At 59.1% G+C, this 12,632-nt stretch carries 9 protein-coding genes; 2 read left to right on the top strand and 7 right to left on the bottom strand.

The window, feature by feature from the left end; all coding sequences use genetic code 11:
• Nucleotides 1-67: 67 nt before the first annotated feature.
• The 5 genes from pcsA to ACLH0H_RS26900 all read right to left on the bottom strand — a co-directional run bounded on the left by pcsA (nt 68) and on the right by ACLH0H_RS26900 (nt 5,341).
• Nucleotides 68-784 (bottom strand): phosphatidylcholine synthase, encoded by a 717-nt coding sequence (pcsA, locus tag ACLH0H_RS26920; protein ID WP_186691341.1) that lies wholly within the window; start codon nt 782-784, stop codon nt 68-70.
• Nucleotides 785-932: 148 nt separating this feature from the next.
• Nucleotides 933-1,847, bottom strand: a complete 915-nt coding sequence (locus tag ACLH0H_RS26915; RefSeq protein ID WP_411380383.1) for a class I SAM-dependent methyltransferase — start codon at nt 1,845-1,847, stop codon at nt 933-935.
• A gap of 50 nt (nt 1,848-1,897) precedes the next feature.
• Nucleotides 1,898-2,386, bottom strand: a complete 489-nt coding sequence (locus tag ACLH0H_RS26910; protein ID WP_411380382.1) for a DUF1289 domain-containing protein — start codon at nt 2,384-2,386, stop codon at nt 1,898-1,900.
• Between the two features lie 61 nt (nt 2,387-2,447).
• A complete protein-coding gene (locus ACLH0H_RS26905) occupies nt 2,448-3,698 on the bottom strand; it encodes a ribonucleotide-diphosphate reductase subunit beta (RefSeq protein WP_411380381.1) in 1,251 nt (416 codons plus the stop codon).
• A gap of 227 nt (nt 3,699-3,925) precedes the next feature.
• Entirely contained in the window at nt 3,926-5,341 is a 1,416-nt protein-coding gene (locus ACLH0H_RS26900; RefSeq protein WP_411380380.1) for a PLP-dependent aminotransferase family protein, read from the bottom strand.
• A 123-nt stretch (nt 5,342-5,464) separates the two neighbouring features.
• Between ACLH0H_RS26900 and ACLH0H_RS26895 the strand changes: the two genes are divergently transcribed.
• The gene (locus tag ACLH0H_RS26895; RefSeq protein WP_411380379.1) at nt 5,465-6,094 is read left to right on the top strand and encodes a LysE family translocator; all 630 of its coding nucleotides are present in this window, start codon (nt 5,465-5,467) and stop codon (nt 6,092-6,094) included.
• A 40-nt stretch (nt 6,095-6,134) separates the two neighbouring features.
• Nucleotides 6,135-7,364 carry a M20/M25/M40 family metallo-hydrolase gene (locus ACLH0H_RS26890; RefSeq protein WP_411380378.1) on the top strand — a complete coding sequence of 410 codons (1,230 nt, stop codon included), beginning with the start codon at nt 6,135-6,137 and terminating at the stop codon, nt 7,362-7,364.
• 171 nt (nt 7,365-7,535) lie between these two features.
• Here the strand turns inward: ACLH0H_RS26890 and ACLH0H_RS26885 are convergent, their stop codons facing one another.
• Together ACLH0H_RS26885 and ACLH0H_RS26880 are read right to left on the bottom strand one after the other, a co-directional pair.
• Nucleotides 7,536-7,838: a contact-dependent growth inhibition system immunity protein gene (locus tag ACLH0H_RS26885; RefSeq protein ID WP_411380377.1), complete on the bottom strand. Its 303-nt coding sequence runs from the start codon at nt 7,836-7,838 to the stop codon at nt 7,536-7,538.
• Complete coding sequence (locus ACLH0H_RS26880) at nt 7,835-12,550, bottom strand: RNase A-like domain-containing protein (RefSeq protein ID WP_411380376.1); 4,716 nt, start codon at nt 12,548-12,550, stop codon at nt 7,835-7,837. Before ACLH0H_RS26880 ends, ACLH0H_RS26885 begins: the two co-directional genes overlap by 4 nt.
• Between the last annotated feature and the right edge of the window lie 82 nt (nt 12,551-12,632).

Below are 12,632 nucleotides of genomic sequence, written 5' to 3'. Positions count from 1 at the left end.
CCTGCCGGATGTATGCAAATCCAAATGTGGGAGCGGGCTCCCACATTTTGCACGGTGCCCGCTTGATTCAGCGGTGGGTTTCGAGCCACTCCAGCGCCGTACGCCAGATGCAAATCCCCAGAAAATACGCCGACATCACCGACCACAACCCAAACGTCCACGGGTTGGTATTCGGGTAATCCACCACCATCAAAAAGCTGCACAGCAACCAGATCGTGGTCACCGCGATATTGATCGGCATGAAGCGCTTCACCCGGAACGGGTGCAGGAACTTCATCGGCGTCACGGTCAGCAATGCCAGGCCGATCACCGTGAGCAACGTGACCCAGGCGTCCGGCTGGATGATATACACGCACAGGGCCACCACGTTCCATGCGGCAGGGAAGCCGACGAAGTAGTTGTCCTTGCTTTTCATGTTCACGTTGCAAAAGCAGAACAGCGACGACACCAGGATCACCGACACCGTCAACAGGTGGGTAAACTCCGGCAGGTCGATATAGCGGTAGATAAACAGTGCCGGAATAAACACGTAGGTCAGGTAGTCGATCACCAAGTCCAGCACCGAGCCGTCGAAGCTGGGCAATACCGTGCTCACATTGACCCGTCGTGCCAGCGAACCGTCGACGCCGTCCACCACCAGCGCCAGGCCGAGCCACAGCAGGCAGGCCTTGGGGGAGTTTTCGAGCAGCGCCAGGGTGGCCAGGAACGCCAATACCACGCCGGTGGCGGTGAAGCCGTGGGCGCCCCAGGCTTTAAGTCTGGCTACATGCAGGGTCGATATCACGGGTGGTTCTCCAAAAGTCAAACGGGGCAGCCGACGACGTGACGCCGTCGAGTCTGGCCGGGGAATGCAGGTATCGACCGGAAAGAAGGTAAGAAGGTTCACCAGCCCGGCGCATCACTTAGGGTAGCAAGCGTAAGACGTTTCGGCATCAACCTTGGCGGAACACCAGTGCCTTTAAACCACTTTGTGCATCAATATCAGGAAATTCCGGCGGGTTTTCCAGCCGTTCGACAAAACGCAATGCGGGTGCCTCCTGAGTCACGCCGTTGATCAGGAAGTCTTCGCCAAACGCGGGGTCGTTCATGCAGGCAAGCACCGTGCCCTGTGGCGTCAGCAGATCCGGCAGGCGGCGCAATACGCGCTGGTAGTCCTTGGTCAGCAGGAAACTGCCTTTCTGGAACGACGGCGGGTCGATGATGACCAGGTCATAGGGGCCGCCTTGGCTGACTTTGGCCCAAGACTTGAACAGGTCGTGGCCCAGGAAGCTGACCTTGCCCAGGTCATGACCATTCAGGCGATGGTTGTCGCGGCCACGGCTCAGGGCACCGCGGGCCATGTCCAGGTTCACCACGTGGTCGGCACCGCCTTCGATGGCCGCTACGGAAAATCCGCAGGTGTAGGCAAACAGATTGAGCACGCGCTGGCCCTTGGCCTGTTCGCGCACCCAGTTGCGGCCGTAGCGCATGTCGAGGAACAGACCGCTGTTCTGCTTTTTACCCAGGTCTATCAAGTAACGCAGGCCGCCTTCGGTGATGGTCAGCTCGTTGACAGGCTCGCCCGCCAGCCATTCGAGAGTGCTTTGCGGCAGGTAGCGGTGCTGCAGGGCCACGGTGTAAGTACCGAAGTGGGCTTGCAGCAGTTGCTTCAAGGCTTGCAACGGCGCAGCGTCCGGCTCCTTGAACAACGACACCAACAGCACGCCTTGCAGCCAGTCCACCGTCAATTGCTCAAGGCCCGGCCAGCAGCGGCCACGGCCGTGGAACAGGCGACGGGTTTCGCTGGGCGGGGTTTGCAGGGCGGTGAGCAAGTGCGTGTGCAGCGTGGTAAGTGCGTCAGGGTTCATCGTTGAGGGTCGGTCATTGAACGGCCGACATTTTAACCACAATCACGGCGTTAAAAGGCAGCAATCAGCGGCGCGCCAAACACCTCGCGCATGAACCCCGGTGCGATATAACGCTCGTAATGCGCTTCGGACAGCAGGAAGAACTCGCGGTCAACCGCATCGCGCAGATCGGCCAGGCTGCGCTCGCGAAACTCCGGCAACAAGGCCAGCCCGTACGCTTCCAGCTTGGAAATGACCCGCGCGCCTCGAGCAATCAACTGATACGCCCAGCAATAAGGCGACTGGTGCGGCATAAAGCGAATCTTGCGATTTTCCAGTTGCTGGCGCAGCAGGTGCGGATCAAACACCTCCAGCTTGCTGGCTATCACCTGCACCAGCAATTGCTCCAGGCGCAGCCACACCGCCTGTTTCTCGTCGGCATTGTAGCCGTTCCACTGGATGACTTCATGGTGATAACGCTTGCAGCCCCGGCAGACCAGGTCACCGTAAACGGTGGAGCACAGGCCGACGCAGGGGGTTTTGATGGTTTGATTAGGCATAAGGCTTGTACGCAAAGTCTATGAATCACCGCAGACTTCCATGTTGGCTCTGCGTCGTTGGTCAGTCCCAGCTCAGCGCGCCGCCAGTCTGGTACTCGATCACCCGGGTCTCAAAGAAATTCTTCTCTTTCTTCAAATCCATAATCTCGCTCATCCACGGGAACGGGTTGGTCGTCCCTGGATACTCTTCTTTCAGACCAATCTGCGACAGGCGGCGGTTAGCAATAAACTTGAGGTAATCCTCCATCATCGCCGCATTCATCCCCAACACCCCACGCGGCATGGTATCGCGGGCATATTCAATCTCCAGTTGCGTCCCCTGCAAAATCATCTGGGTCGCTTCTTCCTTCATCTCGGCATCCCACAAATGCGGGTTTTCGATTTTGATCTGGTTGATCACATCGATCCCGAAGTTCAGGTGCATCGATTCATCGCGCAGGATGTACTGGAACTGCTCGGCCACGCCGGTCATTTTGTTGCGGCGGCCCATGGACAATATCTGGGTGAAGCCGCAGTAGAAGAAGATGCCTTCCAGCACGCAGTAGTAGGCGACCAGGTTGCGCAGCAGCTCTTTGTCGGTGTCGACGGTGCCGGTTTCGAACTTCGGATCGGAGATCGAACGGGTGTACTTCAGGCCCCAGGCCGCTTTTTTAGCGACCGATGGAATCTCGTGGTACATGTTGAAGATCTCGCCTTCATCCATGGCCAGGGATTCGATGCAGTACTGGTAGGCGTGGGTGTGGATCGCTTCTTCGAAGGCTTGGCGCAGGATGTACTGGCGGCACTCCGGGTTGGTGATCAGGCGGTAGACGGCCAGCACCAGGTTGTTCGCGACCAGCGAATCGGCGGTGGAGAAGAAGCCGAGGTTGCGCATGACGATGCGGCGTTCGTCGTCGGTCAGGCCTTCGGGGTCTTTCCACAGGGCGATGTCGGCGGTCATGTTGACCTCTTGCGGCATCCAGTGGTTGGCGCAGCCGTCGAGGTACTTTTGCCAGGCCCAGTCGTACTTGAAGGGCACGAGTTGGTTGAGGTCGGCGCGGCAGTTGATCATGCGCTTTTCGTCGACGGCGACGCGGGCGGAGGCGCCTTCGAGTTCGGCGAGGCCTTCGGCGACGTCGAGTTTGTCCAGCTCGGCCTTGGCGCGCGCGATGGCGGCGGAGTCGTTGGCGGTCACGTGACGCGCTTCCAGGGCAGCGGCGGCGCCGGCACCGTCGAGGCGGTCCATGTTGGCTTCGCTGGCGTGGCCGGCGTTGGCGCCCTTGATCACCGCTGCACCGGTGTCTTCGTTGTCGACTTCATCCCAACTCAGCATTGAATTCTCCTTCCGCGTACTCGAAAAATAAGGGTGTTTGCAGGCTTCAAGGCATTGAAATACTGCGCATAGTGTGGTCGGTAAATACCGATACTGCACACTATGTAGTGGTCTGTTTTGTTTGTTGGCACACTATATGGTGTGTGGCAGGCATGGTCAACGCGCAAGCGCAAACATCTAAGACGCAGGGAGGCCTGCGTGCGCAACCCGACTTGTCGGCGGTTGCTCTACCTGCTGTCCAGGCTTTCATCCCGCAACAATGCCTCGAACACCTGCCGTACCTGGGGCTCATCGCTGTGGGCCACATTGAAACGCATCGAATCGCGGTGCGCCGGGTCATAGCCAAACAGCGCGCCCGGCGCCAGCACCATGCCTTGTTTCAACGCGGCCTGGGCCAGCACTTCGCCGTTGATCCCTGGCGGCAGGCGCGCCCAGATAAACATCCCGCCTTCATAGCCCATTGGCAATTCGCAGCCGCAACGCTTGAGCCATTGCTCGACCCGTCCACCGGTCTCCAACAAGCGCTGCACCATGCGCTTGCGGTGCTTGGCGTAGCTGCCTTCGCTGAGCATGCGGTACACCAGTTGCTCAAACAGCTCCGAGGTCACGCCGCCGCTCATCAACTTCATATTGGTGAGGTTGGCCGCCAGTTGCGGCGCGGCCACCACGAAGCTGACGCGGGCGTTGGCGCTGAGGATCTTGGAGAAGCCCGACAGATAGGTGACCTGGTCCAAGCCGGCGAGGGCGGCCAGGCGCGGCGGCGGGTTGGGGTGCAGGTCGCCGTAGAGGTCATCCTCGACGATATGGCAGTGGTAGCGCTGGGTCAGTTGCAGCAGGCGAAACGCCTGGCCAGGGCTGAAGGAGTGGCCGGTGGGGTTGTGCAGCACACTGGTGGTCAGGTACAGGCTGGGGCGATGTTCTGCCAGAAGCTGCTCGAGGGCATCGAAGTCAAAGCCGTCGGGCCGGCGCTGAACCGTGACCACCTTGACCCCGTGCAGCGCCAGGTTGGCGTGGAAGTTGAAATAGCACGGCGTATCCAGCAACACGCAGTCGCCGGGGCGCGCCAGCAGGCGCATCAACATGTCCAGACCTTGCACGGTATTGGGGGTGGTGATGATCTGATCCACCGACACCGACAAGCCCTCGCCGTGGAGTTTCTGTTGCAAGGCCTGGCGCAACGGCAATAGCCCGGCCGGCGTGCCCAGCCCGGCGATGCGCAACGATGGCGCGCGTACCACGCTGCGCAGGGTCTGGCGGATGGCATCGCTGTCCAGCCATGCCTCGGGCAAGTGCCCGCCACCGGGGCGCAGGTCGCCAAAGGCTGAGGCAAGGGGGCGGCGCAATACACTGAGCAGGTCCTGAGGCAGCAAGTCGGCCCAGTTAGCCGTCGTCGGGCGCGGGCGGTCCATCGACACAAAATAACCACGGCCTTGGCTGGAGGTCAGCAGGTTGCGTCCGCGCAGGCGGTCGAGGGCTTCATTGAGGGTGAACTTGCTCACGCCCAAGGTCTCGGTCAGCTCGCGCACCGACGGTAACTTGCTGCCGGGCGCCCATTCGTCGTTTTCGATGGCCTGGCTGAACGCCTCGACGATCTGTTGCACCTTGGAAGTGCCCTCTGCAAAGGCGATGGCCGATACGAACATGCTGCTTCCTTATCTTTGCCTGTCATTTTACCGGTGAAGTTCGGCCGGATTAGGCCTGACTTCACCTGCCATGTGCAATGCCACCTGCCTAGACTGCGGGCTCTCCTCCCCAGGTTCCAGGCCATGACCAGCGCGTTAACCCTCTCTTCGTTCCTGTATTTCCTGTTGTTTTGCGCGACGATGACCTTCAGCCCCGGGCCCATGACGTTGCTGCTGTTGAGCCTGGGCCTGCGTAACGGGCTGCGCAGCTCGATCCCGGCGCAGCTCGGCGCCAGTGTGTCGTACCTGGTATCGATACTGATTTTTGCGGTCGGCTTCTCGGAACTGATCAAGGGGCACCCCGTCATCACCCAGGCCATCCAGGGCATCGGCGTGGCGTACATCCTTCATCTTGCCTACAGACAATGGACCAGCAGCGGCGCGGTGCTCGACCGGATCGGTGTCGTGGAAGGCGCGCGCAGCTTGTTCGGCAAGGGCTTGCTGACCGGTTTTTCCAACCCCAAGACCATCATCCTGTTCAGCGCGGTATTCCCCCAGTTCGCAGGGGCCGGCGAGCACAGTTCGGCCCTGGATATTGCAATTCTCGGGCTGACGTTCCTGTTGCTGCAATTTGCCAGCGGCTGCCTGTATGGCTACTTCGGCCAACGCATCCAGCATGTGCTGGAAAACCCCAAGCGCCGTGTGGCGTTGCAGCGGATCACGGCGGTGCTGCTGTTGTGCGTGGCATTGATGCTGGCGCGGACTGTGGGGTAGGGTGTGGCGGCACCTTCCAACAAAAAACAAGGATCGGTTCATGCTCTTCAACTTCCCCCGCACCCTCCTGGCCGCCACCCTGGCGTTGTCCTTCGCCGTACCGGCCTACAGCGCCGAGCCCCACAAACCGATCCAGGCGCAAGCCGAGCAGTACAAGGCAGAGGCCTTGAAGCTGCTGGAGCGCCTGGTCAACATCGACTCGGGGTCGGGCTATGAACCGGGCCTGACCCAAGTGCGCGACATCGCCGTTGATGAGCTCAAACAGCTGGGCTTCAGCATTGAGCTGGTGCCGGATAAAGCGGCCAATAACAGCCATGTGGTTGCCACCCTCAAGGGCACCGGCAAGGCCAGGATCCTGCTGATGGCGCACATGGACACCGTCTTCAAGGAAGGCTCGGCCGCCGAGCGTCCGTTCCACATCAAGGACGGCCGCGCCTATGGGCCCGGCGTGATGGACGACAAGGGCGGCATCGTCGCCGGCATCTACGCGCTCAAAGTCCTCAAGGACCAGGGTTTCAAGGACTACGCGCAAATCACCTTCCTGCTCGACGCCAGCGAAGAAACCGGCTCCGAGGCCGCCTCGGAAATCATTCGCAACACCGCCAAGGGACACGACGTCACCCTCAACCTCGAACCCGGCCGCCCGGCTGATGGCCTTGTGGTATGGCGCAAAGGCAGCGCCACCGCCGTGGTCGAAGTCAAAGGCAAAGCCGCCCACGCCGGCGTCGCCCCGGAACTGGGCCGCAACGCCGCCATGGAAGCGGCGCACCAGATCCTGCAACTGGGCAAACTGGGCGATGAAGAAAAGAAAACCACCATCAACTTCACCGTGCTCAAGGCTGGCGACCGCACCAACGTCATCCCCGACCAGGCCACCGCCAAGGCGGACGTGCGCGCGGCGCTGCCGGAAGAATTCGATCGCATCGAGAAGGATTTGGTGCGAGTGTCGGCGAACAAACTGATCCCGGAGACAGAAGTGAAAACCACGTTGCAGCGCGGGTTGCCACCGATGCCGCAGACGGCGGAGTCGGATAAATTGGTCGCGATTGCCCAAGGGATTTATGCGGAGTTGGGCAAGAAGCTGACAATTGAGGGTAGTGGCGGGGCGGCGGATGCGAGTTTATCGGCTGGGGTCGGCACGCCGACGTTGGATGGGTTTGGGATTGTGGGGGGCAATATCCATACGGCGGACGAGTATGCCGAGGTGGAGAGTGTGGTACCGCGGGTTTATCTGCTTAGCCGGATGATCATGGAGCTGAGCACACGCTGATCTGGCCCCTGTGGCGAGCAGGCTTGCCCTGCGTCGGGCTGCGCAGCAGCCCCAAAACAGACAATGCCGATTTACCTGAAAATACGCATTGCCTGGGGATGGGGCCGCTTCGCGGCCCAGCGCGAGTAAGGTTAAATTGCTCCTTAGGAATAAAGTTTCTTAGTTGGTTGTCTAGGGTTTTCTGTCTTTCAAAACGGAAGCAACATGGTTCAGCCAAGACTTACCGTCTTTCCACTCGCTGGGATAATAATAGCCGCAGCCGATATGTTTGAATAAATAATCTTGAAGTTCTTGCTCGGATTGTTCGACAAGTATCAATTTTTTGAGCTCTTGCTGTACTCGCGAAAGCATGCCTGTTGAAGCTTCGGACATGAAGAAGTTGATTACGTCGTCAGCGCTCTTGTGCTCATCTACCCAATCTTCGTTAAAATATCCAGCTAAAAACTGTTGTAGTTCGGGGTAGTCTTTGTTCATGGGTTTGGAAATCCTGTATGTATTCTATAACCACTAGGCATTTTTTTGTCTTTTCGTATAATCAGGCGAATTTCTGTTCCGGGAGTTGGCGTGCTTGCTCCTCGCTTCCAGCTAGTACCTATTGGTTCTGGGGTTTTTTGAGTAATTATGAGTTGAGATTCCTTGCCTTTAAGAAACTTTGTTATGTTGGATTGGTTGTTGTCGAGAACTTTTGATATTGCGGACTCTGCGGTAGCCCGGTCTGGGAATGTAGAGGCTGTTGGGACATGGGGTTCACGTTCCAAACGTTCTGCAAGCTGTTGGTCGGTCCTGCCGATGTGCTTTTCCATCAAATGCCCTCCAGCCGCTTCGTGTGCTGCCAAGCCTCCCCCTGGAACTATTGCGCTATACGGCCCTTCAGGACAGTTTGCGTTTTTACAGCTCAGACCTAATGGATCCGCCCACCCTGTAGGGTTAGGCACGTATCGGTACGCGTTGATCCCACCCGCCAGCTTCACCGGGTCCGGCGTCAAGTAACGACCAATATCCGGATTGTAGTAGCGGTGGCGGTTGTAGTGCAGCCCGCTTTCCGGATCGAAGTACTGACCTTGGAAGCGCAGCGGGTTGTCGACTTTTCCTATGTCTAGCCGGGTGATCTCGCCGTAGGCGCGGTAATGCGCTGACCAGACGATTTCGCCGTCCGGGGCGGTGAGTTCCTGTGGTGTGCCGAGGTGGTCGAGTTGGTAGTGGTAGGCCTTGGTTTCTTTTGGACCGAAGCCTTCCAGCAGGGCCAGCGGGCGGAAGCTGTCGGGTTCGTAAAGGTAACTGCGGTGCCGGTCCGCGTGGTGTTCAGCGATGAGCTTGTCGCCTTGCCAGAAAAATTCGGTGGTTTTGCCGTCGACGGTTTTGCTGATGCGGCGGCCAAACGGGTCGTAGCGGTAGCTGGCGGTTTTTCCGTTGGGTTGGGTGATGCTGATCAGGCGGTGCTGGCAGTCGTAGCGGTATTCGGTTACGAGTTGTTGGCCTTTGCCGCGCCGTTCGCGGATGAGGTTGCCGAAGGCGTCGTAGTCGTAGTGGCGGTCGCCCTGGATCAGCAGGCGGTTGCCGGCGACGATGTCGGGGCCGGGGCGGTCTTGCATGAGCAGGTTGCCGGCCGGGTCGTGGGCGAAGCGTTCGTTCTCGCCTTGGGAGTGGTCGGCGCGGGTGAGGCGGTTGAGTGGGTCGTAGTGGTAGCGATGTTCGCCTTTGCGGGTGTCGTTGAGGCGGGTGAGGTTGCCGGATTTGTCGTAGTCGTAGTGGCGTTGGTAGAAGTAGTTGTGCTGTTGAGTGACGGCGTGGGTGTGGAGGCGCTGTTGATCGTCGTATTGGTAGCGGCTGATCAGTTGGCCTTGTTGGCGTTGGTGTTCCTGGCCGGCTTTGAACAGGTGTGATGTGAGCACTTCGCCGTTGAGTTCGACGCTGGCGAGGTGGCCGCCCTTGTTGTGGTTGAAGGTGAGGCGGTTGTTGTCGGGCAGGCGCAGCTTTTGGAGCTGGCCACAGGCGTCGTAGCCGTAGCGCAAGGTGCCCCAGCCTTGGTGTTCGGCGGTGAGGCGGTTTTGTGGATCGTATTCGTAGGCTAAAAACCAATGGCCGTCGTCGACGCTGAGGAGATTGCCCTGGCGGTCGTAGGCGTACTCGATGATGTTGCCGTCGGGCAGGGTTTTTCTGACGAGGAGACCGGCATGGTCGCGTTCGTAGCGGGTGATTAGCTGACTGCCGTCGTCGCCGTGTTCGGTCTTTTCCTGCAGGTTGCCGTTGAGGTCGTAGACGTAGGCGGTGCGCTGGCCGTCAAAGCCGATTTCCTGCTGGATCAGGCCGTTGTTGTGGTACTGGAGTCGGTAGGTTTCGCCTGATTCGTTTTCGATCTCGGTCAGCAGTAGCCGGGCGTTGTCGTAGCGATAGTTGACCTGGGTGCCGTCGGCGTTGATGCGGCGGCTGATCAGGTGCAGGCCATCGGCGTATTCGTAGCGGGTGACGTGGCCCAGTTCGTCGTGTTCGGAGGTGATTTTGCCGTAAGCGTTGTAGGTATATTTACGCGTGTCGCCGCTCGGCAGGGTGATTTGGACTAATCGCCCAACGTTGTTCCATTCAAATTGCGTCAGCGCGCCGTGTTCATTTTCCTGGGTGATTTTTCGCCCGAGGTCGTTATAGCGATAACGCTTGATTCCTCCATTCGGCAATTGCTCTTCTAGCAATTGCCCGCGCGCATTCCATACCAACCTATGACAGCTGTGATCGGGGTACCAGGCCTGCGTCAGTTGGCCGTATTTGTTGTAGGTGTAATAGGTGCAATTACCGTCAGGATCAGTCCTGCGCGTAACATCGCCCTGATCGTTTCGCTCATATTTCCAGACCGCTTCACCACGCCGCACCACCCGCACGAAACCGTTGTCATGCTCGTAGGTCGTCGGTTCGTCATCCCCTGGAAACAACGCCACCAAGCGCCCGGCTTCGTCGTACTGATACGCCGTGATCGCCCCGAGCGGATCCTGCTCAACCGTCAGCCGGCCTTTGTCGTCATAGGATTTGAAGTGCTGGGCGCCATCCGGATCGATGCGCTGCACCAAGCGCGCACGATCATCGTGGACATAGACTTCCTGACTGCCATCGGCGTTATGAACGACAACGCTGCCGTCATCGCCCCAGGCATACCGCGTGTCCATCTGCGAGAAAATCGCCCAATGCCGAACACACCGTGCTGCCTTGCCAGCCCGTTCCCATTGCCAGAAAAAACTCGCCCCACCGGCCAACCCACGCTCAAGAATGACGTGCTGCTCGTCGTACCGATAAACCTCGCTTTCGCCTACCGCATTGGTCGCCGAAACCAGCCGTCCAAGGTCGTCATAGGCGTAGGAAACAACGTTCTGATCCGTCACCCAGACAAACGGACCGTCGTTCATCGCCCGCTCAATCTGGTAATCCACCGCCACAATGCGGCCCGACGCATAGCGCAAAAACAACGAGCGCCCGACACTGTTATCAACCCGCTCGATGCGCCCCAAAAAATCTCGGGAAATGCGCAACCGGTTGTCATAGGCATCGCTGATCGAGAACAGCACGCCATCGCGAAAGTGATAGAACCGCGATGCCTTTGCCAGCACCAATTCACCTGGCAACGCCCCCAAATAGACCGCAGCTTCCGCCAGGCTATTGGTAATCGCCGGCCGAGCAACAGTCGGCAAGGGCAGGATGGTCGACCGGTTCTCATGATCGACCCACACCACCGAATCACCGGAAACACTCAGCCGATGCGATAAAGAATGACTCCAGCCAAACCCCAACCCGCCATCCACTTCCACGGCACTGGTGCGGTACAACCGTGTCCACTCAAACGGCAAAACTCCGTCCAGCACACCATCGGTCAGCGTCAGCAATTCCTCCCCGGTGACCATCGACACCGGGCAACCATTGGTCACGGTCTTATCCGAAGAATCAGCCGCATCCCCCGCCGGATTCTTAGCAACAGCAGGCACATCGTCGACATGTTCTTGCCGCACCAACACCGTCCGCTGGGACGTGCTGCGAACCACCGGCACCGGATTCGAAACCAACTGATCCCCAGCCCTCAACGGCGCATCCGGAATCGTCCTGATCGGCGTCGCAGGCCCACCCAGCAGAATCGGCTTGGCGAACTCGGCATGGCCATCCACGTGAGCTTTGCCAAATTGCCCGGCCATGTGCTCCAACCATCGGCGCGCACGTTGAGACTTAATGCCGCCCAGCACCTTCGTACTCATCCGCACCGCCATGCCCATCCCGGCAGTGGCGAGACCCAGCAACAGGTTGATCAATACTTCGGCGGTGATTTCCCCGAGCAATTCGTTCAGGTAAGGCGGCGGCAACATCCGCATCCAACTGACCATTGCCGCCAGGTAGATAAACAGCAGCGGCTCGTCGCTGAGTACCAAAAGGCCCTTGGCCAGGGTGTCCGCGCCGAGACTCAGCAGCGTGTCCAATTCGTCCTGGGACAGGTAATGCAGCAGCTGTTCAGCATGAGCCAACGGATGGGCAAGCCACTGAGCCAACTGCTTGAGGTTGTCCCATAGCGAGTACAGCGATTCGCCGAACCCACGCGCGTAGGCCTGATGCAGCGAAAGGTAGCGCTTGAGGAAGTTGGCTTCGGAATACCCCTTCCACAGCGGTGCGAAGGTGCTGGCCCATTCGCTGCGCAGCCAACCTTCCAGCGGGGCAATGACCGATTGATAGGAGGCGTACAACGCTTTGAAATGCGCTTTGGAAACATCGGGGTAGAAACTGACGCGGTAGCGCTGGTTGCGATCGCACTCCGTGATTTCGAGAATGCCGCTTGGGCCGATGGTCTTATGGATCGGCTCGCCCAAAGCGCCGCCGTCGGGGTCGATGCGCTGCACCATCACGGGCGTATTGCCAATGGGCACGAACCGTGAACTCTGGAACATATGCACCAGGGTCAGCGTGCCGCTTGCCGGGCACATCGCAACGGTGCTGCTGGGGATAATCGAACGGTTGATCGGCGCCACCAGCGCCACTTCATCGCCAACCTTGAAGACCTGTTCGATAGCCAATGCCGAAAAGCTGAAAAAACGCTCGGCCCAGGCGTCGTAGTGGTTGAGGCAGCGCTTGAAGTCGCTGAGAACGGATTCGACGTCCCGCGTTTTCGAGTCCATCGCGGCGAGCACCAGGTAGCCAATGGTTTGGCTGGTTAGCTCGATCATGAAGCCGCCCCGTCAACCGGGGCACTGACACATAAACCCATCTGCAATCCCTCGCACTGTGTATTCAGGCGAGGGACTTTGC

This window comes from Pseudomonas sp. MPB26, assembly GCF_046605355.1.
Classification (GTDB): Bacteria; Pseudomonadota; Gammaproteobacteria; order Pseudomonadales; family Pseudomonadaceae; genus Aquipseudomonas; species Aquipseudomonas cedrina.
Note: the sequence above shows the minus strand (reverse complement) of the source record. Positions and strands in the feature narration are given on the sequence as shown.

What these genes read in the sequence shown, in the direction of transcription:
- ACLH0H_RS26890 (WP_411380378.1), top strand. Translation starts at nt 6,135, where the DNA reads ATGCTCTTCAACTTCCCCCGCACCCTCCTGGCCGCCACCCTGGCGTTG.
- ACLH0H_RS26900 (WP_411380380.1), bottom strand. Translation starts at nt 5,341, where the DNA reads ATGTTCGTATCGGCCATCGCCTTTGCAGAGGGCACTTCCAAGGTGCAA.
- ACLH0H_RS26880 (WP_411380376.1), bottom strand. Translation starts at nt 12,550, where the DNA reads ATGATCGAGCTAACCAGCCAAACCATTGGCTACCTGGTGCTCGCCGCG.
- ACLH0H_RS26910 (WP_411380382.1), bottom strand. Translation starts at nt 2,386, where the DNA reads ATGCCTAATCAAACCATCAAAACCCCCTGCGTCGGCCTGTGCTCCACC.
- ACLH0H_RS26915 (WP_411380383.1), bottom strand. Translation starts at nt 1,847, where the DNA reads ATGAACCCTGACGCACTTACCACGCTGCACACGCACTTGCTCACCGCC.
- ACLH0H_RS26885 (WP_411380377.1), bottom strand. Translation starts at nt 7,838, where the DNA reads ATGAACAAAGACTACCCCGAACTACAACAGTTTTTAGCTGGATATTTT.
- ACLH0H_RS26895 (WP_411380379.1), top strand. Translation starts at nt 5,465, where the DNA reads ATGACCAGCGCGTTAACCCTCTCTTCGTTCCTGTATTTCCTGTTGTTT.
- ACLH0H_RS26905 (WP_411380381.1), bottom strand. Translation starts at nt 3,698, where the DNA reads ATGCTGAGTTGGGATGAAGTCGACAACGAAGACACCGGTGCAGCGGTG.